General features: G+C 43.0%; 27 protein-coding genes. 23 read left to right on the top strand and 4 right to left on the bottom strand.

Annotated features, from left to right (window positions below; all coding sequences use genetic code 11):
- The first annotated feature begins 135 nt into the window (after nt 1–135).
- The 7 genes from ACG1BZ_RS05610 to ACG1BZ_RS05580 all read left to right on the top strand — a co-directional run bounded on the left by ACG1BZ_RS05610 (nt 136) and on the right by ACG1BZ_RS05580 (nt 5670).
- On the top strand, nt 136–1188 hold the full coding sequence (locus ACG1BZ_RS05610) for a hypothetical protein (protein WP_413664752.1): 1053 nt from the start codon (nt 136–138) through the stop codon (nt 1186–1188).
- Nucleotides 1189–2203: 1015 nt separating this feature from the next.
- Nucleotides 2204–2299: a hypothetical protein gene (locus ACG1BZ_RS05605; RefSeq protein WP_413665849.1), complete on the top strand. Its 96-nt coding sequence runs from the start codon at nt 2204–2206 to the stop codon at nt 2297–2299.
- A gap of 44 nt (nt 2300–2343) precedes the next feature.
- Nucleotides 2344–2751: a hypothetical protein gene (locus ACG1BZ_RS05600; protein ID WP_413664751.1), complete on the top strand. Its 408-nt coding sequence runs from the start codon at nt 2344–2346 to the stop codon at nt 2749–2751.
- A gap of 124 nt (nt 2752–2875) precedes the next feature.
- The gene (locus ACG1BZ_RS05595; protein WP_413664750.1) at nt 2876–3280 is read left to right on the top strand and encodes a hypothetical protein; all 405 of its coding nucleotides are present in this window, start codon (nt 2876–2878) and stop codon (nt 3278–3280) included.
- A gap of 66 nt (nt 3281–3346) precedes the next feature.
- Nucleotides 3347–3739, top strand: coding sequence for a hypothetical protein (locus ACG1BZ_RS05590; protein ID WP_413664749.1), 393 nt, complete (start codon nt 3347–3349; stop codon nt 3737–3739).
- Between the two features lie 47 nt (nt 3740–3786).
- Nucleotides 3787–4134, top strand: a complete 348-nt coding sequence (locus tag ACG1BZ_RS05585) for a hypothetical protein (RefSeq protein ID WP_413664748.1) — start codon at nt 3787–3789, stop codon at nt 4132–4134.
- Between the two features lie 390 nt (nt 4135–4524).
- Complete coding sequence (locus ACG1BZ_RS05580; protein ID WP_413664747.1) at nt 4525–5670, top strand: hypothetical protein; 1146 nt, start codon at nt 4525–4527, stop codon at nt 5668–5670.
- Between the two features lie 59 nt (nt 5671–5729).
- Here the strand turns inward: ACG1BZ_RS05580 and ACG1BZ_RS05575 are convergent, their stop codons facing one another.
- Nucleotides 5730–6617, bottom strand: coding sequence for an IS3 family transposase (locus ACG1BZ_RS05575; RefSeq protein ID WP_413662311.1), 888 nt, complete (start codon nt 6615–6617; stop codon nt 5730–5732).
- On the bottom strand, nt 6569–6922 hold the full coding sequence (locus ACG1BZ_RS05570) for a transposase (protein ID WP_413662312.1): 354 nt from the start codon (nt 6920–6922) through the stop codon (nt 6569–6571). The genes ACG1BZ_RS05575 and ACG1BZ_RS05570 overlap by 49 nt, the downstream gene beginning before the upstream one ends.
- Before the next feature lie 459 nt (nt 6923–7381).
- Here ACG1BZ_RS05570 and ACG1BZ_RS05565 point away from each other — a divergent pair, with 459 nt between their 5' ends.
- The 14 genes from ACG1BZ_RS05565 (at nt 7382) to ACG1BZ_RS05500 (ending at nt 20792) form a co-directional block, all read left to right on the top strand.
- Nucleotides 7382–7717: an Imm8 family immunity protein gene (locus ACG1BZ_RS05565; RefSeq protein ID WP_413664746.1), complete on the top strand. Its 336-nt coding sequence runs from the start codon at nt 7382–7384 to the stop codon at nt 7715–7717.
- A gap of 817 nt (nt 7718–8534) precedes the next feature.
- Complete coding sequence (locus ACG1BZ_RS05560; protein ID WP_413664745.1) at nt 8535–9302, top strand: hypothetical protein; 768 nt, start codon at nt 8535–8537, stop codon at nt 9300–9302.
- A 470-nt stretch (nt 9303–9772) separates the two neighbouring features.
- Nucleotides 9773–10297: a hypothetical protein gene (locus ACG1BZ_RS05555; protein ID WP_413664744.1), complete on the top strand. Its 525-nt coding sequence runs from the start codon at nt 9773–9775 to the stop codon at nt 10295–10297.
- Nucleotides 10298–10439: 142 nt separating this feature from the next.
- A complete protein-coding gene (locus ACG1BZ_RS05550; protein WP_413664743.1) occupies nt 10440–10697 on the top strand; it encodes a hypothetical protein in 258 nt (85 codons plus the stop codon).
- 131 nt (nt 10698–10828) lie between these two features.
- On the top strand, nt 10829–11287 hold the full coding sequence (locus tag ACG1BZ_RS05545; protein ID WP_413664742.1) for a DUF2314 domain-containing protein: 459 nt from the start codon (nt 10829–10831) through the stop codon (nt 11285–11287).
- Between the two features lie 617 nt (nt 11288–11904).
- Nucleotides 11905–12789 carry a hypothetical protein gene (locus tag ACG1BZ_RS05540; protein WP_413664741.1) on the top strand — a complete coding sequence of 295 codons (885 nt, stop codon included), beginning with the start codon at nt 11905–11907 and terminating at the stop codon, nt 12787–12789.
- Nucleotides 12790–14188: 1399 nt separating this feature from the next.
- Nucleotides 14189–14593 (top strand): DUF2007 domain-containing protein, encoded by a 405-nt coding sequence (locus ACG1BZ_RS05535; protein ID WP_413664740.1) that lies wholly within the window; start codon nt 14189–14191, stop codon nt 14591–14593.
- 884 nt (nt 14594–15477) lie between these two features.
- Nucleotides 15478–16158: a DUF6629 family protein gene (locus ACG1BZ_RS05530; protein WP_413664739.1), complete on the top strand. Its 681-nt coding sequence runs from the start codon at nt 15478–15480 to the stop codon at nt 16156–16158.
- A gap of 1096 nt (nt 16159–17254) precedes the next feature.
- On the top strand, nt 17255–17671 hold the full coding sequence (locus ACG1BZ_RS05525) for a hypothetical protein (protein WP_413664738.1): 417 nt from the start codon (nt 17255–17257) through the stop codon (nt 17669–17671).
- Nucleotides 17672–17765: 94 nt separating this feature from the next.
- Nucleotides 17766–18164 carry a hypothetical protein gene (locus ACG1BZ_RS05520; protein WP_413664737.1) on the top strand — a complete coding sequence of 133 codons (399 nt, stop codon included), beginning with the start codon at nt 17766–17768 and terminating at the stop codon, nt 18162–18164.
- A 145-nt stretch (nt 18165–18309) separates the two neighbouring features.
- Entirely contained in the window at nt 18310–18636 is a 327-nt protein-coding gene (locus tag ACG1BZ_RS05515) for a hypothetical protein (RefSeq protein ID WP_413664736.1), read from the top strand.
- 163 nt (nt 18637–18799) lie between these two features.
- Nucleotides 18800–19111, top strand: a complete 312-nt coding sequence (locus ACG1BZ_RS05510; RefSeq protein WP_413664735.1) for a hypothetical protein — start codon at nt 18800–18802, stop codon at nt 19109–19111.
- A gap of 48 nt (nt 19112–19159) precedes the next feature.
- Nucleotides 19160–19621 (top strand): hypothetical protein, encoded by a 462-nt coding sequence (locus ACG1BZ_RS05505; RefSeq protein ID WP_413664734.1) that lies wholly within the window; start codon nt 19160–19162, stop codon nt 19619–19621.
- Nucleotides 19622–19748: 127 nt separating this feature from the next.
- A complete protein-coding gene (locus ACG1BZ_RS05500) occupies nt 19749–20792 on the top strand; it encodes an ABC transporter ATP-binding protein (RefSeq protein ID WP_413664733.1) in 1044 nt (347 codons plus the stop codon).
- A gap of 6 nt (nt 20793–20798) precedes the next feature.
- Here the strand turns inward: ACG1BZ_RS05500 and ACG1BZ_RS05495 are convergent, their stop codons facing one another.
- Nucleotides 20799–22484: an ABC transporter permease gene (locus tag ACG1BZ_RS05495; protein WP_413664732.1), complete on the bottom strand. Its 1686-nt coding sequence runs from the start codon at nt 22482–22484 to the stop codon at nt 20799–20801.
- A 121-nt stretch (nt 22485–22605) separates the two neighbouring features.
- The gene (locus ACG1BZ_RS05490; protein WP_413664731.1) at nt 22606–23637 is read right to left on the bottom strand and encodes a Fe(3+) ABC transporter substrate-binding protein; all 1032 of its coding nucleotides are present in this window, start codon (nt 23635–23637) and stop codon (nt 22606–22608) included.
- A 149-nt stretch (nt 23638–23786) separates the two neighbouring features.
- Between ACG1BZ_RS05490 and ACG1BZ_RS05485 the strand changes: the two genes are divergently transcribed.
- Both ACG1BZ_RS05485 and ACG1BZ_RS05480 read left to right on the top strand, forming a co-directional pair.
- Complete coding sequence (locus ACG1BZ_RS05485) at nt 23787–24194, top strand: hypothetical protein (RefSeq protein WP_413664730.1); 408 nt, start codon at nt 23787–23789, stop codon at nt 24192–24194.
- Between the two features lie 130 nt (nt 24195–24324).
- Nucleotides 24325–24591 (top strand): PepSY domain-containing protein, encoded by a 267-nt coding sequence (locus tag ACG1BZ_RS05480; protein WP_282931601.1) that lies wholly within the window; start codon nt 24325–24327, stop codon nt 24589–24591.
- The last annotated feature ends 18 nt before the right edge of the window (nt 24592–24609 follow it).

Genomic DNA, 24609 nt, shown 5'->3' with positions numbered 1-24609 from the left:
CAAAAAAACACCATTGATACCCTTCAGTCTGCCTTAGGTTATGAGCCCTTGCTATTTTCATTAGCAAGCTTAGTAAGGATCTTAATTGCTTGATTAAGTAAAACTACAGAATATACTTCATGGGGTGGTTAATTTATGGAAAGGGGCTATAAAAATATTTTTTTAAACACAGCTAATAAGGCACTTATAAAGTGCTTCATTCTCACGTGTATGTGTTTGGCTCTAGGCTGCGATAATAGTGGTTCTGACAGCAATGACACACCCAAGGATACCACAACAGCAAGTGAATCGTTGCTGGCACAATTTGGCGATGCTCAGGGCCGCTTTAGCAAAGAAACAATGCAGGCGCTATTAGAATATGAGGATACGTCGAACACATTGGCTCTTGTGCAGCTTATCGCCGTGAGTGATACCTATGGATTTAGCAATTACGAGAGCTCGATTGAATCAGTATGGTCTAACGTAGGTGGAGGCACTGTTTTTGCGAGTACAGTAGCGGCAACTATGTTCGCTGAACGGGAATTTAGTGCGATTCGTATCGCCGAATTTCCGAACATTGATGCACTACTAGAAGCTATTAATTCAGACGATTTTACAACCGCTATAAATACGCTGTATGGAGCTTCAACTGATCAAACTTGGATATTAGGAATACCTGGGAATCTTCCGTTTGAACCTTCCGGTTCCTTCTCTGACCCAAGCCTGGATAATCTTGATGAAGACGAAGCCATTGAACTACTTCTCAATACAGGCGTATTGGATGATAGCGGCGATGCGGTATCGCTTTACACAAATATCGATGTCATGATCGACATGATTGTCAGCGACTCACCCTCCCCGTTTTTTATGATGAACCTCATCGATTTTTATGAAACAGCACAATATTCTGACGGGCGAGAAACAGAATTAACCGGCGAAGAAGCTAATAGCATCTATGGTGAAACCATTGGGCTAATACTCTTTTCTTACAACAGCGGCCCTACCTATTCAATGGATGTTGATATTGTTTTGACTGAAGATACTATCGACTGGGAAAAGATTATGATTGTGCGTTACGCCAGTCGTGATGCCTTTTTAAATGCTTTCTTAAACCCTGCCGCACAGGAGGCTTTAGAACATAAAGAAGCTGGGTTAGAGAATACTTTTGTTTACGTAACAGAGCTAGCTGAAACCAGCACGGAAAATTAACTATCCTTTTCAAGGCAGTTAAAACCATAACAGGAAAAGCTACTGGATACTTCGTAACAATACTTCCGGAGGGAAACCTCTCTCCATAGAGTAGATGCCTACTATTTGAGCAGGCTACACACTAGAACCCCCATAGATTGAAAGGCGACACCAGAAATAGTACAGCGCTTCTGTCTTAACGACTATTTCTCCTAGCCTGGTGTACGGCAAGGTGGAGCGCTAAAAAATTATACTTTAGGTTTGAAAATTACGTAACTTTGGCCAAGTCGGAAGGAGTAGCATCGAAAGGCTGGGATGCCGAAAGTAAACGTTGGCACTCCCCTATGCCATGCACCCAGCGTTTATTGAGCTGAATACAGGTTTGCCGTACAGCCTCTGCTAAACCCTCCAGGCTTTCAAAGATCCGCTTGAGATAGAGCCTGTGTTTGGCTGAGATGCCCAGCCGTTCAAGGATAGGCGTCGTCTATTGAGAAATGGCATTTCGCTTTTTGGAGGGGCTAGATGGCGAGCACTACAGTCTACTAGTGCCAAATAGTGATCCAGTAAAAAGGTAGCCCTTTCGGCATATTAAGACACTCGCCGCCCACAACGGGAGTAGGTCTTTAGGTTGCTCACCTGAAGTCATAGTGCGAATACGCTGTTGAATGGATATGTGATCGGAGTCCTCTGGGTTTTTTGCAATATCGGCACGGATAGGATTGAGATCGACATAGACCATGCAGACGGACAATAGATTCATTTAAGTAGCGCATAAACCAGTTGATATCCATTAATAGCTCTCGCCATAGCTCGATCAACTCTTTAAGTTTGCTCTCATCAGTGCAGTTCAGTGAGGCACCCTATATGAAGCGCTGAACCAAATTAGAAGCTTTGAGGAACTCCTGCCTGCGGAGAGTAACCTCAGTATTAGATTAAGTACTGGGATAATGCGGCAATAGAATTGCCTGTTATCAGGCTAAAAGTCGAGTTGGTCTGTGCTAGGACATTTGAAAGCAAAGAAACAGTAAAATCTGAGGTGTTAGAAAACATTGAAATTTTCTACAATAGAGTTCGTATGCACTCTGTATTGGGCTATGTAAGTCCAGCAGAGTATGAGCTTAAATATGTATAGTTAGAATGTCTACTTTTTGTGGGCAAGGCCAACGTAGAGAGAGTATGAACAAAAAACAGCTATTAGATAGAGTGATCCACTCCAATTTTCCTGCCAAGAAAGATTTATTGCAATTACTTTCCAAGGACGCGGTACTTGTTAACTCGAAGGATGACGTTCCGCTAAAAGTAAGATCTTTCCTTGGACCAATTAGAAGTAAGATAAAGGTCATGGAAGAGCGGTATGAAGCTACACACTATATTTGTAAGGCTCTGAGTCAGTCAAAGCATCTTATATCTATGTGGAAGGATATTAACGATCAACCGTGTGATACGATACGCCTAGAAAAAAATCAAGATTTTTACTATTTGGTTTTTTACAATCCAGAAAATATTGACGTGTACGGCGCTATTCAATACGTAAATAGCAAATCTAAAGAAGCTCATATTAGAAGGAACTCGCAAAATTTATAACAACTTGCTATGCACGATCACCCACACTCCGCCCGTTTTGTATTGTACGCTATGCTAGTAAAAAGTGGTTCCATCCCGGTGGCGGCTGAGCAAGGCATCATGGCAACTAGTGAAAGAACGTAAAATGGACAATTACAAAAAAGAAAAAGACATACTTAGGACTCTAGAAAGCAAAGAGAGTTTATGGGGCATGCTAATTGCCACCATTATTGGCTCTATTCCAACTATTGCCATCTTCTATTCTGCTCCAGAATTATTCATATCAGTACTTGACTGGGTTATTCCTGGAGTAGTATTAGGCGGATTTGTCCGTCTGGCAATAAGTGTTCACAGCTTGAAATTACGCCTAATACCCGCCATTTTAATATTTCTACTTGGGCCCATGCTATTCTATGTAACCATGAATCCGTTTACACTATTCATTGGCTTGATGAACATGTTCATAGTTTTGCTGATAACTAGGCCTAATCTCTCAAAAGAGGAAGAGCGCGCACTTTGGTTGCAGAGGCAAGGGAAGCTCCAGCCATAACAATGCTAGCCAGTATACTACGAGCCATCGGCCTACGCGGGACAATAACCATAAGGTCGTTTTAGATTGAGAATCTATGTATTTTTAATAATTATGTTTTCTGCTCAGGCCGCGCTCGGTTGCTATTGCGTAGAATCTCCACTTAAGGAGAGATATCTGGAGTCTGACTATGTCTACATTGGCCAGGTTCGCTCTTCTACTCTCGGCGACGATGGTGTCGTCACAAACAAATTAGTTGTACTTGAGAAATTAAAGGGCACTGCAGATACTTTGGTAGTAAAAAACACACTGTTTGCCGATGACATGTGCGCATCCCACATGGTGGTCGGGTACCAATATTTGGTTTTTGGAGAATTTGGCTCAACACCTAAGATTCACTCATGCTCACATACTCGTTTGCTCGGGGACATTGGCAAAGAAGGGTTGGCTCTAGTCCGAGAAATGTCTAGCAAGCAGTAAGCTACTATCGGCTGGGCCTTCGCATGACGTTACTTTTCAAGAGAAATATGAAATATATACCTCAGATTTTAGCTTTCGTAACAGGTATAGCTATTACTGTAGGATCAGGATTATATTTTCTTAAACGAGAAGTCGCTTCACAAGCAGCTTACATGAATGCTTTAGCGATCTACCAGATAATCGATGGGCTCGAAAAAGACAGAATTACAAGAGCTCCGAAAACTGAAGAGTGGTTATGTCATATCGCATTTAGAATGGAGCACAACCTAAAGTCAGTATGGCCTAAAGTGGCAAAAGAATATGTCTTTCCCGCTAAAGCCAAATTGGTATCACATAGGAAAAACGTGGGATTACAAAAGTGTGAGAATCAACAAAGCAATCAAAGCAAGTTATAGCTATGCCGTAAGAAGCCTTCCCCATCGAATAGATGCTTACCTTATTTGCTCTACCTACTAAAGCACATAGCTTCACCGCCTCTGAACGCCCCGCTTCCAGGCTGGGCCTTATAGGATATCTCTGCTCTTCAGCCCACAGCTTTTTGCTTGCAGCTTTCTCTCCACAAGACCTCTCGATGTTACAGTTGCCATTCGCTAGTAATTAGCATTTAATGGACTCATTAAACGGTGATTTTTCTACAGGGGAACTTCACCCCATTAGTCTCCGCCCGTATTGAGAGTACCAAGTGGTAGCAATCCGACATTTATTCCTATACATGTTTTTGCTCTATGTGGTTATGGTTGTGGTAAGCGTTAAGCGATTACGGTTTTGAATAGGATATATATAGAGTGAACTTATTAGATGATATAGAAGTTAGCGTATCTACAACTGGCATATACAAAGGATTCGAAGATCAAATCTTTGACATTGGTGAAGTAAATAAATTAGCTATAGCACTTAAACAAGGAAGAGAGCAAGAGTTAATTGAGTATATTACTAAAAAAATAGCTGAAAAGCCAAGTTATATACTATCTATACTCGATTGGTCACTCGATGCATGCGTCCCTGATATGGGTCACCTATCCCGTTGGATTTTTACGCAAGATAGTTTCTTCCCTATAAATAAGAATTTATTAAACTTCGGACTTCGCCTCTCTGTCGCAAAATGGAGTTCTGATGGAATCAAAAAATTCTTAAGCCTGGGTGCTTGCCCAAATCAAGAAGTAATTCCTGAGAGAAATTTATATGATATCTGTTTGAATAGAAGTCATCACATATATCGTTATCATTTTAGAGATAATGCCGATGTAGTTACTGATGCTGTACAAATATTGGATGAATATAATGCGAAGAGATATTTGATTGAGAAATATGAAACAACAATACCATGCTTAAATACCCTAAACTCAATCTCAATCCACGACAGCTGGTGTGAAGTTTTTATTAAGAGCATTATTCATGATGATGATCGCACCCAAAATCTATGGTGCAGTTTATTAAATAAGTGCCTGAATAAGGCAAAGAAACCTAGTAAGAAATGGCTTAAAGATTGTAAAGAACTCGTTGAATCTATAGGTGTAAATTCATTTAGTGAGCGAGCTAAACTCATTTTAAAAGAGTCACACAATAGTAGAAGAACTATGATCTATGGCAAGCCAGAGGGCCTAAGCTCAGACTCCACAAAGGAGTCATTCGACCTATGGAAAATAACAGAAAGTAGTAGTTATATTCTTAAAAGTCTTATGTGGCTTCTGATGCACATTAATACCAAAGACAGTATCGAAACTGTTTTTGAAACTTGTAAAGTAATGTATCAAACACATTATCTTCTGGGTATAAGAGACATAAAATTAGCTGGCGCCTGCTTTTCATCTCTATTAGATTCAGAAAAAGGATTAACATTGGCCCAATCTTTATTTGACGAAGCAACACACAAACCAACGATTAACAAAATGAAAATACTTTTTAACGCAAATAAAAAAATAGCTGGGTAGTATGCTTCAATCCGGTAGGAAGCCTCCCCCCTTAAAGTAGACGCCACCTTATATTCATCTTATGCGGCCATTCTTTCATATTCATCTGGGCTTTTGAACCCAAGTGAACCATGTCTTCTTTTAAAGTTATAGTACCTATCAAGATACCAAGCTAAGTTAGCTCTTAGTTCCTCAACGGATTCAAAATTAAATCCTTTGAAACTCTCAGTTTTCAGTGTTTGAAAAAATGATTCTACATACACATTATCATTCATAAATCCTGGACGGTTCATGCTCGGCTCAATACCCAGTTCTTTGAGTCGACTTTGGTATGCATAAGCACCGTACTCAGAACCTCGGTCACTGTGAAATATTAGATCTGATTCTATATTTCTGCGACGAACAGCTTTATTTAGCGCTGACAGTGTTAGCTCAACAGTTCGAGTATCCGACAACTCCCAACCCAACACTTTCCGGGAGTAAAGATCAATAATCACAGCTAAATATTGCCATTGTCCATTGATCTTCAGATAGGTTACATCACCAGCCCATTGAGAGTCTGGTTTACTCGGCATACCATGCTCTCTTTGTAGGTTTTCAACCTTAATATAAGGATTTCCAGGCAAAGGGCGTCGACGATAGATCCTTCCAGCTTTCCCCACGATTCCAGCCTCTCTCATAAGGCGTTCAACGCGTTTGTGATTTATTCGTTCACCATTAGCTTTCAGCTCTGCGCTAATTCTTGGACTTCCATAATTACCATCATGCTGTGTATAGATAGCTTCGATACACCCTAGAATTCGCCTATTCTCTATGTCACGAGTGCTCTCATCTCGATTGAGCCACTTATAAAACCCTTGGGGTGAAACATTCAAGTATCTACATAAGTACCTGACACCAAAGTCTGATCGATTAAGAGCTATGAACGAGAATCTTTCAGCTTTGGATCTTTCAGGTACATTTCCCACTTTTTTAGGAAATCATTCTCCTTTTGCAATTTCTCGACCTGCTTTTTTAGACGTCTTATCTCTTTATCATCGGTTTGAGACCGATTTTTCGTTGTTTTTGTCATACTTATTCTACGACTGGGCTTCTCGACCAGCTTGCCTTCTCTACTTTCCTGTCGCCATCTATACACCATTACTGGATGCAAACCAATAATGTTGGCGATAGTAGTCGTATCTACTTTCAGTTGATTAGTGAGAGCTACCACTCTAACTTTGAATTCTGTTGAATATTCAACAACTCGCTCTTCACTCAGTATTTTCGGCATTTTTTCCTACCCTATTCAAAAGGTAGGCGTCTACTCAATGGGGGAAGGTTTCTAGCCTGTAGTTTCTATCTACCGGCTCCCACACCATCCATAGTGCGGATCCACAATGAGTGCCTTCCAGGCCCCAATAAATTTTTCCTCAACAATCACTACTGTGTTCCATCACTTCTCTCTATTCTCATGATGGGGGATATCCGATTGGGCCGACTTATGACTCAACTGACATGCTGATAGGGGCATAGCTAAACGGTTTACTCCAGGTAAGGGTGTGAATTTTCACTACACAACTGAATCATTTACTTTGCCCATTGATTCACATCGCATCCGTTTCCTTAGCCACACCTCCTACAAGAAATCGCGATATTGCAGTTGCCACTTGCTAGTAGATAGCATTTAATGGGGCCCATTAGACGGTGGTCTCGCCACAAGAGACTTTCGCCCCAACCTTTAAGAGAAATGATGAAAGCCACCATCAACAGCTATGATTGTGTTGACCATGATCCAATTGACCAGTGGGTGCCAAATGACCCATATGATGTGGATATATGGGTTAATTTTAGAATTGGGCCTGATACCGAAAGCGGGGATAACTTTCAAGTTCATATCGTTACACCAAACAACCTCCACGGCAAAGGTTCTACCAAATACGCCATCATTCTTTATGAATACAGTTGGAAGAAGGTGCTTCGCACGGTAGAGTCAATGCTTGAACAATGTCAATGTACAAGCTGGATAGGTATTAGCAGGCAATTGGCTAATCTTATGCACTGGGAATATGAAAATTACAAGCCATAAGTAAGGGCTTAGCCGTGTTACTGCATAACATAGCAGTGCATCATTTCCCACTACGTGGACAGGGTATCCATTTCACAGCTCCACTACTAAATAACAGCAGATGCTTACCGTACTAGGTTTTCAAATGTATCAAGAAAGTCATTCGCTATTAAGGAAAGTAATTTTCGATTGTGTGTTCCTAGCACTCAATTCAGTTTTACTTCTCTGTGGCTCACTACTCTCAATGAATTTCTACCCGGCGACAGCCTCAAGCAGGCCTTAACCATGTCCAGGGTAATAATCTCAGCATTAGGCTATTAGGCCATCAGCCAACGTCTGATTAATCACCTTGATCATAACTGACCTAGGCGCTGTTATGTTCCAGCACTTTTTTTATCCCTTCGATGGTGGCTAGTGGGTTGGGCCTATTTATGTAATCAGCAGTGACAACTTAATTGCAACAAGCTAAGCATAAATTCCTAGATAAGAGCGTGAACTTTCACTACACAACTACATCATTTACTTTACCCATTTTATCACTTGGCTTCGCTGTCTTTGGCCACCTCGCCTCACGGCTAAGCTCTGTATGACATTCTCTTTCGTCACTTCATAACTTTGCTAGAGACTTCCTTCCCATAAGACCTCACGGTGTTTCAGTTGCCATTCGCTATTAGTTGGCATTTAATACCCTCCTTAAATGGTGATCTTTCTACAACGGACTTTCACCTCATTAGTCCGTACCCATACGGCAGTACCAAGACAGCATACTGTGTGCCCTCGGCCCCGGACAGCTTACGCTTTGCTACGGGTTACTCAGGCGTTAAATGCTAAGGAAACTATGAATATTACATTACGCTCAACCGGGTTATTTGGAATTCTATTTTTTGGAATTCTATTCTCTATTACATTCTTGTCGCCTGAGAGCATAGAAGAATCAGCAAAAGGATTTGTAAAATACCAAATAGAGAAGGAGGTTCGAGAAAAACAGCATCTTGTAAGCGAATCTACAGTTGCAAATCAAGCGCTGAGCATTGCTAATAGACTTGGACTGGAGTCGGAAAAAATTAAAGAAGACTTAGATAACAATCTACCGCAAAAAATAGCAAGTGTAATTGCCTCTATGTGTGGTTATGACTGTGAAAGACAAAAGACTTTGGCTCAGTCTATCACAGCAGGCTACCTCGATCGCCTTAAGAGCATTAAAGTTGCGCAACATACACTCGGCGATCTTATTAAGGGAAAGTACCTTGAGATAGTGGGAAATTTAAAACTTGACCTTCGTATATTCCTTGGGTCAAATTTTCTAATGTTTCTTATCCTCTTGGCCGTATCTTTCGTCAAACCAAAAGCAATAGCTCACTTGTTCTTACCTGCAGTGCTTTTGTTTGTTGCTACCATCATATCTTCCGCCATATACACATATGGTCAAGATTGGTTTTATACCATCTTATACAATGACTATATGGGTTTTGGATACCTGGCCTATATCTCTGTCATTTTTGGCTTGCTGGTTGACATCGCACTTAATAAGGCACGAGTCACAACTGAGCTAATAAATGGTATAGCAAACGCCTTGGGCTCGGCGCTTTCAGTACTTCCGTGCTAAAAATGTATTAAAATCGGGCAGCCGGCAGTTTCCAGCTTCTGGCTACCCACTATCTATCGTTCGGCTCTATAGTGTGCGATTCTCTATCCACAATGCATTCCGACTCGCAGACAATTATCTGTTTTGGGATAAACAGGCATCCCCCCGAGTAAACCATGCATCCATGCGTTTATCCAACCCAGAACAGACTAAACGTTTGAATTGGCTTTTAGAATTTCTGATTTAGGTAGAACTGGAGATTATATGCCTAATCTGCTTGAACGTATTTTTGATAAAAGACTAAAAGGCCTGAAAAGCTTTTATATTACTGAGTGTTTAGGGACCGCTCATACACAAGGAATAGTAGCCAAATCGCTGTAATCGTACTTAACACCATCGCTACAATTTAGATATAACCCACTGATTCTTAATGGTTTTTGAGTGCTTTTATGGTAGATTGCCCCTTGAATAGTATAAAGCGGTAGTAAAATATGAAAAGTAAATTTTTGCTTTGTGGTTTAGCTGTTTTAGCTTTGCCTTTTGTTTTTCATCAGAAAATAATTGAATTTACCTTTGTAAATCCGTATGCAGAGTGGGCTGAAAAAATTGATACTGAAGGCCTTCAAGTTGGTCACCCTCTAGATCAGAAGCACCTTGATATTGCGAAAGAGATAGGCATTAAGAACCCTGAAAAAATAAGACTGGTTTATGTGGATGAAGTGCCATTTCCACGTGAGAATTCACTTCTAAAGTTTATTGGCGAGAAAGCCGGACTTATAGGCGACGGAGTTGTGAATAACGCACAAGTATTTGGTTATTCTATATACATAAGAAAGGGATTCCAGATGGATACTCCGAAGTTAGCACATGAGCTTGTTCATGTTTTGCAAGTAGAGCGAGCTAGCTTTAAGGACGTCCTTTCTGGTCATTTGTTAGGTGTGTTAGAGCATGGGTATGAGGATTCCCCAATTGAAGCCGAAGCATTTAAAGCAAATGTTAAATACAGAGAATACTAGTAAGAAATTATAGAAAGTTAATCCAGTGGATGCTTTGAGGTCCACTTTGTTTTGGGCGGGAATTTCTAGCGTAGCCAAAACTACGCTACCGTCCAATGAGCCGCTAAGCAATGCATTTTACGTATCAACAAGGAAGGTAATTATGGATGAGTTAATTGGGGAGATAGGTAGGGGATTTCTCCGAGGTATAGGATATATCTTAGCGGAAATATTCTTCGGCACCATCTGCTACTGGACTGGCTGGCCCATCTGTAAACTAATCACTCTCGGCCGCTACCCTTCACCAAAACAAACTGTCTATCTAGATAGTTATAACGGCAATAGTCACGGTTTTTGGTGTAGTGCCACCGGCCTTGTTGCAATAGTTATAGCGGGCTTATTTGCTGCTAGACAGTTTTAACACGTAAAAAATACATAACAAACAATAGCGCGTACACTCTTAAAAAATACTGAGTTGGACTGCCTACGTACTACTTCGCCCTGCTTTGGTCGCTGATATACTGGGCGCAAATAGGCAAGGAAAAATCGATAATGATCGAACCGTTATTCAAAATCACGCATAATCAAGATCAAGAAATGCTTAAGGCATTCGCTCAAGCATCGAACACTATTGCTGATTTCATCGATCTTGTGAAATCCGGTCCTAAAGCCATTTACGCAGCAAAGCTAAGGTTTAGATATCTGGATTTATCTGAAAAGCTTGGAGAAGACCGGTTTCTATACCTTTGGCTGTCAAATGTATATTTCCATGTCGAAGAAAACTTCCTTTCAGGAGTATTCTTCGAAGTCCCAGAAGAGCTTACAAAGTGGCATCAAGTAGGTGAGCGACTTGGTTTCGGTCCAGAAGATGTATTTGATTGGATAGTGATTGAAAACGGGCATGTAAAAGGTGCTTACACCTTGCGGGTAACAAGAGAGCAGCTTGGTTCGGAAAGAGAAAAACAGGAATATGACTCATATATTGGAATTTCATCATATGAGCCAATTTAGAAGGCAAGGGCCTAACTAGCGAATGTCGTTCGTTGCTATCGCGACCAGACAGCTTACGTCACACTCCAGCCGCAGCAAATTCTAACTTCATATCGGCCACCCAGTAATGAATCGTTAAACAACTAGCCATATTCGCCCAACGATTTCTCAGGACCTGATTTTTTTAGCTGGTGGTCGATTTACACCGATATGGCAGAGTTGAGTTTGGTGTGTTTAAAGCTTGGTGCTGGCGCTACAACATCCATAGTGGGTACTCTCGGCACAGCAGCGAGAGGCGACCTTATACCCTTGATGGCGGCACTATGCGATGCTCCAGACTAAAGATTTCAGTCTCGTAAGCGCTTCAATCTAGTATCCTTCTTTCAAGGACAGCTGGTTGGTACGGATTCCCACGATCTTACTGCCCTAGATATTTGAAAGCTGACCAGTCTACAGTGCCCAGCTGCCGGTCTTTACTTTTGCCAAGTGTGTTGGTTTTTGTGCACTTTAGATTTAAAAGTTTGGTGCCGTCAGCTCAAAATCATTTAAAAATCATAAGTACTTCAGGTGTTTTCATCTTGAACTGATTAAATTGTCCGCAGTTCATTTATTCGTTGATGTAAAAACAAGGACAAGCTGTGAAGCATTTTTGTAGTTTTATCATACTCCTGATCTCTCTTCTTGCGGTGAGTAGCCACGGTTGTAGCCAAGAAGCACTTCCCCTGCTGGAAGGCCCCTACCTTGGGCAAACACCACCGGGACTAACACCCAAAATATTCGCGCCGGGCTATGTCGCAACCCGGCATCGTGACTATAGCGGCTCTTTCACACCAGATATGACCGAGTTTTACTTTAGCCGAATGGATGTCGACACTGAAAAGTGGTTGCTCATTCGTTTCAAGCAGATAGGTAACCAGTGGCACGAATCCGTTGTTGGCCCAAGGGTCGGCCGCCCTCTACTCGCCCCAGATGGCAAAACCATGCACTTGGGGAACAAGTACATGGTGCGTACCGAATCAGGCTGGTCAGATATTAAAAGTATGGGGACGATGTTCGACCGCAAAGATTGGGGCATCATGCGTCTGACGTCTTCAGCTGATGGCACCATAGTATTTGACGACTACAAAAGCGATGACGTGCTACGTATTTCAACCGTTAGAAACGGCAAGCGGCAGCCACCTGTATTATTGGGGCCGCATATCAACTCTGGTAAGTGGACAGCCCACCCCTTCATTGCCGCCGATGGCTCTTACCTCATCTGGGACAGCGAAAAAGACGACGGTTACGGTGACAAAGATCTCTACATCAGTTTCCGCCAACAAGATGGTTCCTGGGGTAAGGCAATAAACCTGGGAGATACCATAAACACCGCCGGCAATGAGGCCAGCGCGTATGTGTCACCAGACGGTAAGTATCTGTTCTTCAATCACAACCCCATTAAGAGAGAAGATGATGTCGATCCTGAGGGCGATATCTATTGGGTAGATGCCCAAATCATCGAAAAACACAGACCCAAATTCTAATCCGCGCAATACAAAGATACAGCCAGCCTAAATCGGGTAGCCGGTAGTTTCAAACTACCGGCTCCAACACTACTCTCTTATGAGTCAGCGGCCACACTGATAGCTTTATAGTAGCTCGCTATATAAGAATATGAACTTTCACAATACAACCTCCGCATTCACGATCATATAGTTTTGGTGTCCCTTACCACCTCACCTACAGGTCAAGCCTTATATCGTTTTCTGTTCGTCAGCTCGTTACTTTTATAGGGTGTCTTTCCCTCAGAATCTCGCCGTCTTTTGGTTGCCATTCTTTAGTAGTTGGCATTTAATGGGAGTCATAAACGACGGTCTTGCTAAAGGGGATTTCATTCCATTAATCCAAGCTCAGCCAGAGGAAATTCCACTTCTCTGCGGCCACTGCTGGCGGGTATTATTCCGTTCTGTGGAGTATCAGATTTTGAAGAGAAGATATTGCTTACTAGTTACCGCTGTATTGCTGACTATTGGTGTTAGAAAGGCTTCTTTGGGGTGATGCCGAATGTGATGATCAAGAACCAAAGTGGAATATAGGTAGACTCGGCAGTTGTTCAGCTTCCAAGCAATAGACTTAGGTTTGGTGCTGTAGCACCAGATGAGTCCCGGACAATTTACTGGTCATTGAGCAAAATAATGGAAGCTACAAATACACAATTGCTTTGAACTCTGGTGTAAATTTGTCTGGGGAATGTGGTTACTTCACTGCGAGTGAGTTTTTCACCAACTTCGTAATTGTTGTTGGGGTGGCAAACGATGTGTCCAGTTCAAGCTGAGCGGCATTACAATCAAATGAACCAGGCATTCGTTGCTACGGTCCTTACGGTGGCAGGTACGATAAAGCTCTGGAGCCGCTGCACTTGCCCATTATATAGACGCTATACTTCATCATAATTGGAACTAATTTTTATGCTCTTTAAGGGATCGTGTAAATGTAACCGTTGGCATATTGAAGTTCAGTTAGCAAAGCCGATCGAAGCTTTGAATCCGCGCATTTGCGATTGCAGTTATTGCCAAGCCAATCCTTCCCCAATTATAAGTGACCCAACTATGTCTGCGGTTTTCATTGGCGATGGAATTTCAACTAATCAAAATGGAGATCAGCTTGCAGTTTTCTACCATTGCAAAGGTTGTAATCAACTGCTAGCCGTAGGCTGCAATATAAATAGCCAGCTTCGCGGAGCAGTAAATCTCAACTTATTGAAAGGTGTAGATCAACTTGGCGACCCTATTCAAGTTCAGCCAAGGCTATTGAGCCCTGATCAAAAGCTAGAACGGTGGGGTAAGTTGTGGGGTTTCCTTAGTGGGCTATAAAAACATAACACGTCTAAATTTTCAGACACTTCGCTCCGCATCTCAAGACGTTAAGCGCTAAGGTGATCACTTGCTAGTAACCGTTGCTAGATTCTCATTTCCATATGAAGCGCAGATTGCAAAAGCACGACTTGAGTCTGAAGGAATACACGCTTTCATTGCAGATGAGCACACAGTCAATATGCAGTGGCTATATTCTAATGCTATGGGTGGAGTCAGGCTTCAAGTGTCGGAAAGAGACCTTGATGAAGCCAATAAAATACTAAATCAAGACCGTTCCATTCTTGTAGACCAAGAATTAGGGCATGATGAAGAAAGAGTATGCGAGTCCTGCTCATCACGAAATGTCGAGCCGTTTACCAAGGGGAAAAAGCCCGCATTTTTGGTTTTCCTACTTTTGGGGATGCCTTTATTTTTCTATCAACATGGAGTTAAGTGCAAGGACTGCGGCCACTTCCAAAAGCTTGATAATTAGCGATCATAAAATATTGCCCCTTTAATGTTGAGCATGGCGCCAATACCCCCACCCATACTCTTTGTTAAAAGCCTATTGATTTGAATATGAGTTTTAGACTAAACAAATAAGGTATATCCATTCACCAAGCTGCTGGATTAAACCTTAATTGTCCCATTTACAATCACCGCGAACAAGACAACGCCATTTTAAACACCCCAATCATTCTTATATGGCCAATCATCTGGAAAAATAGGGGGTCAAATGGACATGACTGCCAGCCCTAACCGCAATATCCAAAGTGAGTCGTAAAGCATGGCAAGGATACCGGGTCTATGGCAGTGATGACCTTTGACTGTCAGTTCTCGTTTACGGTAGATAGGCTTATTCGTGGCGCACATCTGAAATCTAAGATGTCTTGAGTAAAAGGCAATTACTCTGGTATCAACGATTTAATAGCGCTCTATGATAAATGTGTTCATCGTAAATGACCGGTGAGTATCGCTAGGATTAATACCCCCCAATGTATTTAATTTAACGGACGTATTAAGACTGTTAAGCGTTAGAGCCAACCCCACACCCAAGAGACAAAACTGAGACCCACTTTGATTAATGGAATAGATAATGCAACCACCACAGTATCATTACACTGACTTGTTTAACCCTCTCGGCATAGATTCTACTTATATAGGCAAGCTCAATATAGCTTTATTAGTCTTTTCAGCTTAACTCATAAGATGAATTGAAAGCATTGAAGTAGAGATAGTCTTCGCAGATAAATTAAGTAGCTTAGTACAAATTAGCGAAGTCAACTGATTTTCTTGGTTAAGGGTATTGTTATGTTGTACATCAAGTTATAAGACCTTGGTTTTAATTAGAATATTTTATATATAGAGAAAATCATTATGTGTTTTTCAGCCACGGCATCGTTCGGATCAGCAGCTCTGCTTATTGTCGGTGGTGCTTTGTGTACAACACATGCAATAAAAAATGATAAAACCTATTTATTACTCGCAGTCACCCCCCTCCTTTTTGCGTTACAGCAAGTAAGTGAAGGGGTAGTATGGATTGGATACAACGAAAATTTAGTGTCACTGACCGCAGCATCTTCTATTTTTTATTTATTTTTTGCTCTATTTTTTTGGCTTGCCTGGATACCAACCGTTGCTTTTAGTCTTGAGACAAAAAAATGGAAAAGAATTTTCTTTATTACATTAATAATCATAGGTTTTATTTTTGGCTTATATCTTTGGGTACCGATCCTATTAGAAACAGGGCCAAGACACTTGATAAAAACGAGTGTATGCGGACATAGTTTATGCTATATCACTTCCGATTACAGCTTGTTTGCTATTACAGCTGGACATATTATTTATTCTTTACTCGGATTTTTATTTTTATTATCTAGCAATATGATTTTCAGGAAGTTTTGGGCACTTGTCATGGCACTCGGTGTTATCGTCTACTTTACCCATCGTGAAACATGGGTATCAACCTGGTGTTTCTTTGCTGCAATATCGACTTTATGGATATATTTTCTATTGCGAAACAATCATAAAGCAAACATAAAAAAACAAGCCTCATGATTACCACTGCAAAGCCAATATTAGTCACGACATTAGGAGATATATAATTTTTCCACAGTTAGCAGTTAGCAGTTAGCAGTTAGCAGTTAGCAGTTAGCAGTTAGCAGTTAGCAGTTAGCAGTTAGCAGTTAGCAGTTAGCAGTTAGCAGTTAGCAGTTAGCAGTTAGCAGTTAGCAGTTAGCAGTTAGCAGTTAGCAGTTAGCAGTTAGCAGTTATTATTGAATATGTTCATGTTGAATATCTATAAATGAAAATTTAAGAACCAATTTAAGTTTTCTTCTCAGAGAGTAATCCACCCAGACTCTAAACTAGCACTAATTCCAACGGACAAACATCAACTATCTATTTTCAAACTGCCTACCAAATCCCTACCCTCTTTTGGCATACTTAACCTCTGGATCTTCAATAGCTCCACAGGGATTGCAGATGCTAATTAATCTATAGTCACCCCTGCCGTTATTCAGAGGCCCGCGTAGGAATATGGGAAAATAATCTGAAGGTGAAAGAGTTACAGTTTGATATACAAAATGGGATAGCAGCCAAACTGATAGTTATTATAATCTTTACAACCAAGCTAGATAGATTCATCTCTATTACTTTAAAACAATTTTTTTGTTTAGCAGAGCGATTACTCCTGAGGTAGCAATTAAGATAATAGTGGTACCGTAAGGACAATCTTTTTATCGGAGATAAATTAGCCCCTTCGAGATCAATGATCGCACTCTTGTGACACTCTGTGAGACCCAAAGGTTGGTAGTAGCGAGTACAAAAACTAAGTTTTCTCTTTGTTCCGAGATAAATCATTGACTAATGACAATCTATCCGCTCAGCAACCTGAGAACTTGAAATATTTTATTTTCTTATCACAGAAAGGAGATATTTTTTCTCCCTTGTGATCCGATAACATTTCATGTACGCAATCACTCCTGAGTGAGAGCAAAAACATCTGAAATTAAGAGGCATCTCTTTATTTTTGGAGTATGTCACATTTGGTTTGTGAATTTTGAAGATAAAATAGGCTATAATTTTCACCACTTTGTAGCAGAATACTCCTACTGCTCCAAATATGGATATGTTCTTAGCTAGGATAGATAAATTGAAAGTAGCATTTAAAAGTTTAGTTGGTATATTCGTTGGATTTATTGTTGCGCTAGTTACAATAATGGTTCTCTCATTCTTTAGTATTTTTATATTCTCTTACCTTATTGTTGATAAGGCCCCAATGGATATACTGATGACCTCAGTTGAGCCTTTGGTATATTCATTGTTCACAATATTTGTTGGTATTGTTATTGGTATTTACTTATCGGCTCAAATATCGGGAAGTCCAAATATAGTAAATGCGATATTAGTCGCAGCCATGTATGGTGGTTTTATGTACTATATTGGACAATCTCCATCGAATCTAGATAAAGAGTACCCCATTTGGTATGAAATAGCATCGAATATAGTTTTGGTACCTTCGTTCATAGCAGGGTACTTTCTTACTCTAAAAGCAAAATCAAATACCTGATGAGGCGGGTTATGCCCAATCAATTCACTTCCTTGCCGCCCTGTACGTTAGTACGTCCTCGTATTAGTGCACTCGTACTATTTTGTGCATCGAAATGAAATATCGAAAAGCTGAAATAGAAAGACTCAACTTAAGTGTTCGATGGCTTAATTCTAAGAACGCCAAAAATGCTTACGATTTTACAGCCAAATACTGTGCGACCGACTTCTATGGGCTAAATAGTGAAGTCGTTGAATCAATTTTTAGACTTAAGATTGAGAGTAATACCATTACAGACGCTTGGCTAAAGAGTAATTTCAACACTGAGGGAACAGTTCAGGTGGTATTTAGCGAGAATGAAGTTTTTATTCTAGCAACCAGTATCTTCCTTGATGCTTGGCAGGATATATTTATGCCTGCCAGAGATGATGCAATAGTTCTGCACAATGATTCAAACAAAATTTTATTCTATTCTCATGAGCATGTACTTGAGATAGGACAAAGGAAAATATAATAGAAAGCTATATTACAGCACCTAGTCACTTCGCGTTAAATATTTGGTCAAGTTTAATGCTGTATATAATTAGGCGGGGAACCAACCTCAAGGCCATATAAATCAAACCTGAAAACTGGAAACCTTAAACTAAAAGGAATATAAAATGAAGAAAATTGTACTAGCAATTATTATTGCTTCAACTTCACAAGTTACCAATGCCTACGAGGCAAATGAACTTAATGGTGCTTGGTGCTTTTACGAACAAGAAGCAGCAGGAAATGTCGCTGCTGAAAATGTCACAATTACTTTCAAGAAAGATGGCTCCTATAAGTGGGTCGATAGTTTTTGGAAGCAGGATGGCACTTGGTCTGTTGAAGACGACAAGCTGATAATGTCAAATGTTGGGACACATAAACTTTTATCAGTTACCCCAAGCAAAGTTGAAATGGTTCGCGGAAGTACAATGAGAATGCGTAAAGGTCCATGCTAATAGAAAATCAATAGGGTTGCCTTATAGCTTACACGCGGATTTTAAATGCGGTCAGCGTGCCAACTACACTGGGCTTTGATTATCAGAAGCCCAGCATTTAGTTCGCTACTAGGGTATATTGCTGGTAATCCTATACAGGCCAACACCTACCAGTCATAATTTTATGAAACTCGAATTTATTTTACCGAACATGAAGAGTTTATTTTTTATACTGTCCGTTTTATTTATTTCCGGGTGTGCCTCAACCCCAAACATATATGAAAGAAACGCGAGAGCTAACGAACTTGAAGCTCAAGCAGAGGAAGCTAGGGTCCGCAATAACTATTCTATGGCTACACAACTAGACAGAAAGGCCGAGAACCTAAGAGAAAAAGACATTATCAACAAAGAGGATATCGTTGCAGATATTTTCTCCGGGCTTTTTCGGCGATTGCTGGGGGGAAGTTCCAAGAGTGACAAAAATGCTTGGCAATAAAGCAACGCACTAGTACATATCGTTGTCAGTAAGCGCTAGGCAGTTCACTTGATAAAGTACCTACCTGTATTAATTTTTGCTATTTCACCTGCTATAGCGTATACAACTCAAGATCTCTATGCCGAGATTCTAAACACAAGAGTAAGCGGAAGTTTAATTAGCCCCTTCAAAGAATTTTCGCTGCAAATTTCCCTCACACCAGACGATGATTCCGTTAGTTATATCGACCTCAGTATTGATGAACGACCCGTGAAGATATCCCTCCCTGAAAAATTTAATGTAAGAAATGTATCGTTATCTTCTCTCGAGATCACTCATAGTCCGATACATGCACCAAATGCGGGGGCTGATGGTATAATCGGAGTTGGGCCGGCTTATCTTAAAATCAAATATCGTTACTATTCAGCTGAGCACTGTGAATCCGGAACAGGCGAGATTTCAATATCCACGAGAATGGATACCTTAGTATACGAGGTTGATGGCGAGTGTTTAGATGATTCACTCGTCTAAAAAACATCCAACACTACTGCACAGCTAAAAGTATACTTCACTCTGGACTGGCTACCGGTTAGTGTAGTGATAACTATGAACCCGAAAGCTGCCCTAATCGTTTACAGGCCAAACTACCGGAAAACCCGTGCTCCCTATACTCTCTATAGAAAACCTGCAATGCCGCTACGATGAGCAGGTAGTTATCGAATCGGTTTCCTTTGCTTTACAAGCGGGAGAAATTGCCTGTTTGTTGGGCCCTAGCGGCTGCGGTAAGACAACTCTGCTACATGCCATTGCCGGCTTCCAGCCAATCGCTGAGGGGAATATTCAGCTATCTGGAGAAGTAATCTCTTCTCCTGAATTACAGATTCCCGCAGAGCAACGGAATATTGGGGTGGTATTTCAGGACTACGCCCTCTTCCCACACCTTACCGTTGAACAGAATATTGCCTTCGGTATCCAGTCAATGCCGAAAAGCAAGCGGCAATCCCGCACCCAGTCTTTGCTAAAGTTAGTGCGTCTGGAAGGCTTTGGGCAACAGTACCCACATCAGCTCTCTGGCGGTCAGCAGCAGCGTGTCGCTCTGGCTCGGGCACTGGCACCACGTCCCAAGCTGTTACTCCTGGATGAACCCTTCTCCAACCTGGATACCGAGTTGCGCCGTAGTCTCGCCGCCGAAGTCCGCCATATACTGCGCGAAGAGAAGATCCCTGCAATTATTGTTACCCACGACCGCCATGAGGCTTTTATTGCCGGAGATAAGCTGGGAGTACTCAGCCAAGGCCAATTACAGCAGTGGGACAGCCCTCAAGACACTTATCAAACACCTAGAAACTTGGCAGTTGCAAGGATTGTTAGTGAAGGGAGTATCATTTCCGGTACTGTTGTGGGCAATGGCCTGATCAGTACCCCTCTGGGGGAAGTGAAGGTGCCGACAGCTGCATACGAAAGTGGAGATCAGCTCGAACTGTTTGTGCGCAGTGAGGATATTGCCGCAGGCGAACATCCCGGTGCTGTGATGGCTCAGGTTGTGGAAAAGAATTTTCTCGGCAACCAGGTGAGCTATCGCTTTCAGTTAGTTGCAGGGGAAACTGTCGAGGCCGCTTTGAATGCAGATGTTCAAGCGGCTCCCGGTGATAAACTTCCCCTGCACCTTTCCTCTGCTCTGGTGTTTGACCAGGCCCGATAAAAGCTATCAGGACAGGGCGGGCGCTTCTGAGTCCGCCACGGCTGTGCGCTCCTCACCTCTGCGCCAACCAATGGAACGGCTTAGTAAAATCACCGGTATCAACCCCACCAGGACAATCAATAAAGCCCCCAGGGCCGAGCGTTCCAGCATCTCATCGGAAGCAAACTGGTAAACATAAGTCGCCAGGGTGTCAAAGCCAAAGGGGCGCAGTAACAAAGTCGCCGGCAGTTCTTTCATACAATCCACAAAGACCACCAAGCCACCCGTTAGTAGACCTGTACGCACCAAAGGTAGATGTACAGCCCACAGGGTTTGCCAGCTATTGCGTCCCAGGGAGCGGGCAGCGCGATCCATTGAAGGGGTTACTTTCTCCAGGCTGGATTCTATGGCCCCTGTGGACACTGCCAGGAAGCGCACCGTGTAGGCAAAAATAATGGCGGAAATACTGCCGCTTAACAGCAGCCCTATGGAGATATCAAAGTGTTCACGTAAAAAACCATCCACCGCATTATCAAAAGCGGCCAGGGGAATCAGGACACCAATCGCCAGTACTGCCCCGGGCATTGCATAACCCAGCTTGGAAAAGCCGACCAAGACCCGTACGGATCTTTTGGGTTGCAGTCGCTTACCGTAAGCCAACAGCAAGCCCAGCAGTACAGAGACCAGTGCCGCTGTGATTGACAGCAACAAGCTATTGCTGGCGATCTGTATAAAATCTTCGCTCCAGTAACTGGAGAAGTTGCTAAATGCGTAACCTCCCAGAACCAGCAGGGGAATAATAAAACCGGCCACCAACAGTAACCCGCAGAACAACAGGGCGACACCGGATCGCCAGCCGCGCAATACATAGCGTTCACGCTGGGAATTTGGCGATTGTACAAAGTGCTTCTGTCTCGCCCGCCCCATTCGCTCCAGCGTAATTAACAGAACAACAAAAATCAGAGTGCTACAGGCAATTTGCGCCGCGCCTCCTAAATTACCGTGGCTCAACCAGGTATCGTAAATCCCGACACTCAAGGTGCGTACGGCAAAGAAGTCCACAGTGCCGAAATCATTCAGGGTTTCCATCAACACCAGTGATAAGCCCACCGCAATTGCCGGGCGTGCCATTGGCAGGGATACGCGCAAGAAGCTCTGCCAGGGCGTACAGCCCAATGACCGGCTCGCGGCACGTATACTGCCGCACTGCTCGATAAAGGCTGCTCGCGCGAGCATATAGACATAGGGGAAGAGCACCAGTGACAGCATGGCTATCGCCCCACCCATGCTACGGATCTCTGGGAACCAATAATCCCTGGATGTCTGCCAACCAAACCAGGCGCGCAGGGACTTTTGCACAGGGCCCGCATATTCCAGCAAGTCCGTGTAAACGTAGGCAATCACATAGGCGGGAACAGCAAACGGCAATAACAGCCCCCACTCAAACAAACGACGCCCGGGGAACTGGCACATGCTCACCAGCCAAGCACTGCCCACGCCTGTTATCAGCGTTACCAAACCGACACCGCCAGCCAGAATCAAAGTGGAGGACACATAGTGAAACAACACCGTGTCCACCAAGTGCGGCCAGATATTTTCTTCAGGGAAAAATGCCAACCAAAAAATGGATAGCACTGGCAGGGCTACCAGTAGGGAAATAGTAGCTACCAGTAGCAGCCAGCGGGAAGCTGATAAGTTGGCTCGGTTTAGCATGGATTAAGGAATCAAAAGCTCATTATAAAAGAACGGCCCTGGTCTCTCGACAGGGCCGTTCGAATAAGGCTGAGATAGTGCTGTCAATTACTCGGCAGCAATTCCCATTCAGTTAACCATTCTAAAAGTCAAAGCGTACTTCATCAACCATACGGGAAGCCGCTGGAACGTAGGAACCGATCTCCGTGAGACTCAGATCGTCTTCCTTAAACTCACCCATATACTCCTTAATCAACTCAGAGCGGGCAGTGCCAGGACGTACCGGGAACTCAAAGTTTTTCTCAGCGTAAGAGTATTGAGCATCGGCGCCGCTGAGGAATTCCAGCAGCTTAACGGCATTTTCACGGTTGGGGGCGTGCTTGGTCAGCGCCGCACCGGAAATAAACATATGGGTACCGCGATCTTTCTGGTTAGGGAAGACCAGGTTTACAGACTTGGCCCAATCAACCTGCTCCGGCTGCTCCTTATTGGTAATCATTTTACCGAAGTAGTAGCTGTTACCCAGGGAAAGGTCGCAGACACCTTCGCTAATAGCTTTAACCTGAGCGCGGTCATTACCCTGGGGCTTACGCGCCAGATTCGCTTTCACACCTTGCAGCCACTCTTTGGTTTCTGCTTCACCATGATGGGCGATCATGGAGGCGATCAGGGACAGGGTATAGGGGTGCTTGCCGCTACGAGTACAGATTCGGCCCTTCCACTTAGGGTCTACCAACTCTTCGTAGCGAGTAATTTCACCGGGCTTAACGCGGTCTTTGGAGGAGTAGATCAAACGCGCCCGGGTGGTCAGGCCGAACCAGTTGCCAGCCTTATCGCGAAATTGTGATGGGATATTGTCTTCCAGGATTTCACTGCTTACCGGTTGGGTCAGCTGCTTATTAAGCAGATCCATCAGGCTGCTGGTATTGGAAGTCAGGACCAGGTCAGCGGGGCTGTTGCGCCCTTCCCTTTGCAAACGCTCGTTCAAGCCTTTGCTGGCGTAGACCACTTTGGCCTCAATACCGGTTTTCTCGGTGAACTCCTTTAAGATCGGCTCTATAAGGAAAGGCTGTCGGTAGGAGTAGATATTTACCTGCTCGGCCGCACTGGCACCCACAGCACCCAACAAGCCGGCTACAGCCAGCACTTTTTGAAATAGAGCTCTGGTAGACATTATCGTAGATCACCCTTGGATTAAACGAGAAACATTCTCATTTGATTTAATGGCAATGTCAATAAAAATACATATGACCTAAGGCGATAAGGCAAAGTCGTCAATTTCCTCCTATGCTTAGGCTTGATACCGCCACCCATAGAGGTCCTATGTACCGCTTTGGCCCTTTAATAGCACTGATCTTTGTCCTCTGCAGCTGTGGGGGCCCGAAGGACTCCAAGTCACCTGCAACCCCTCCTGCAGATGAGTCGGCTACCAGCGCCATGAAGGAGCCCATTGCCCCACCGGGCAATGGAGCGGAAGCGGAAAAGAAAGCTGCAGCTATATGCACCCCGGAATGGTTTGCCTGGGTTCAACAGCAAGTGCTTGCCCAGCAAAATGGCGATATGGCGAAACTATACCCGTCCGGTATGCCGACTACCGGTAGTGAGGAATGGTTCACAGCCATCACCCGGCTCAGCAGAGCCAATACCAACGGTCTCAAACCCGGAGGAATGGAGTGGTGCGAGGCAATCCAGAAGCACCTTACCCAGGGCAGCCCACAAAACCCGTTGTAAGTGCCTGGAGACCAAACGCAAACGTATCAGTTTTTATTTTACAGTTTGGAAATACCGATCGCTCGGTTAAGGGAAGATTTGATTCATAGGATACTGCGATTTAGCAAATAGACAGCGAGGTAATAGCACCATGCAACCTATCAGCAAGTTGTTGCTGGCCTTTATCGCCGCAACAGCACTACCCTATGCACTCGCCAAAGAAAAGCCCCCACCCGGAGCTATGGCCCTTTCCACCGTATTGACCAAATTGGAACAGCAGGGCTACACCCCAATTGTTGAGGTCGATCTGGACAAGGGTAAGTGGAAGATTGAAGCCTATAAGGGTGACCAAAAGTACGACTTGCACGTAGACCCCAACTCTGCGGAAGTTTTGTCGGAAAAACCGGACAACGATTAAGGATTACTGTCCTCATTC

It is taken from the genome of Microbulbifer sp. CNSA002 (assembly GCF_047324085.1).
Taxonomy (GTDB): domain Bacteria; phylum Pseudomonadota; class Gammaproteobacteria; order Pseudomonadales; family Cellvibrionaceae; genus Microbulbifer.
Note: the sequence above shows the minus strand (reverse complement) of the source record. Positions and strands in the feature narration are given on the sequence as shown.

Bases quoted from the DNA above. Each gene is read 5' to 3' on its own strand.
- ACG1BZ_RS05530 (WP_413664739.1), top strand. From the start codon at position 15,478: ATGTGTTTTTCAGCCACGGCATCGTTCGGATCAGCAGCTCTGCTTATT.
- ACG1BZ_RS05600 (WP_413664751.1), top strand. From the start codon at position 2,344: ATGAACAAAAAACAGCTATTAGATAGAGTGATCCACTCCAATTTTCCT.
- ACG1BZ_RS05550 (WP_413664743.1), top strand. From the start codon at position 10,440: ATGGATGAGTTAATTGGGGAGATAGGTAGGGGATTTCTCCGAGGTATA.
- ACG1BZ_RS05480 (WP_282931601.1), top strand. From the start codon at position 24,325: ATGCAACCTATCAGCAAGTTGTTGCTGGCCTTTATCGCCGCAACAGCA.
- ACG1BZ_RS05490 (WP_413664731.1), bottom strand. From the start codon at position 23,637: ATGTCTACCAGAGCTCTATTTCAAAAAGTGCTGGCTGTAGCCGGCTTG.
- ACG1BZ_RS05495 (WP_413664732.1), bottom strand. From the start codon at position 22,484: ATGCTAAACCGAGCCAACTTATCAGCTTCCCGCTGGCTGCTACTGGTA.
- ACG1BZ_RS05585 (WP_413664748.1), top strand. From the start codon at position 3,787: ATGAAATATATACCTCAGATTTTAGCTTTCGTAACAGGTATAGCTATT.
- ACG1BZ_RS05560 (WP_413664745.1), top strand. From the start codon at position 8,535: ATGAATATTACATTACGCTCAACCGGGTTATTTGGAATTCTATTTTTT.
- ACG1BZ_RS05510 (WP_413664735.1), top strand. From the start codon at position 18,800: ATGAAACTCGAATTTATTTTACCGAACATGAAGAGTTTATTTTTTATA.
- ACG1BZ_RS05485 (WP_413664730.1), top strand. From the start codon at position 23,787: ATGTACCGCTTTGGCCCTTTAATAGCACTGATCTTTGTCCTCTGCAGC.
- ACG1BZ_RS05555 (WP_413664744.1), top strand. From the start codon at position 9,773: ATGAAAAGTAAATTTTTGCTTTGTGGTTTAGCTGTTTTAGCTTTGCCT.
- ACG1BZ_RS05595 (WP_413664750.1), top strand. From the start codon at position 2,876: ATGGACAATTACAAAAAAGAAAAAGACATACTTAGGACTCTAGAAAGC.
- ACG1BZ_RS05520 (WP_413664737.1), top strand. From the start codon at position 17,766: ATGAAATATCGAAAAGCTGAAATAGAAAGACTCAACTTAAGTGTTCGA.
- ACG1BZ_RS05545 (WP_413664742.1), top strand. From the start codon at position 10,829: ATGATCGAACCGTTATTCAAAATCACGCATAATCAAGATCAAGAAATG.
- ACG1BZ_RS05570 (WP_413662312.1), bottom strand. From the start codon at position 6,922: ATGCCGAAAATACTGAGTGAAGAGCGAGTTGTTGAATATTCAACAGAA.
- ACG1BZ_RS05565 (WP_413664746.1), top strand. From the start codon at position 7,382: ATGAAAGCCACCATCAACAGCTATGATTGTGTTGACCATGATCCAATT.
- ACG1BZ_RS05610 (WP_413664752.1), top strand. From the start codon at position 136: ATGGAAAGGGGCTATAAAAATATTTTTTTAAACACAGCTAATAAGGCA.
- ACG1BZ_RS05515 (WP_413664736.1), top strand. From the start codon at position 18,310: ATGAAGAAAATTGTACTAGCAATTATTATTGCTTCAACTTCACAAGTT.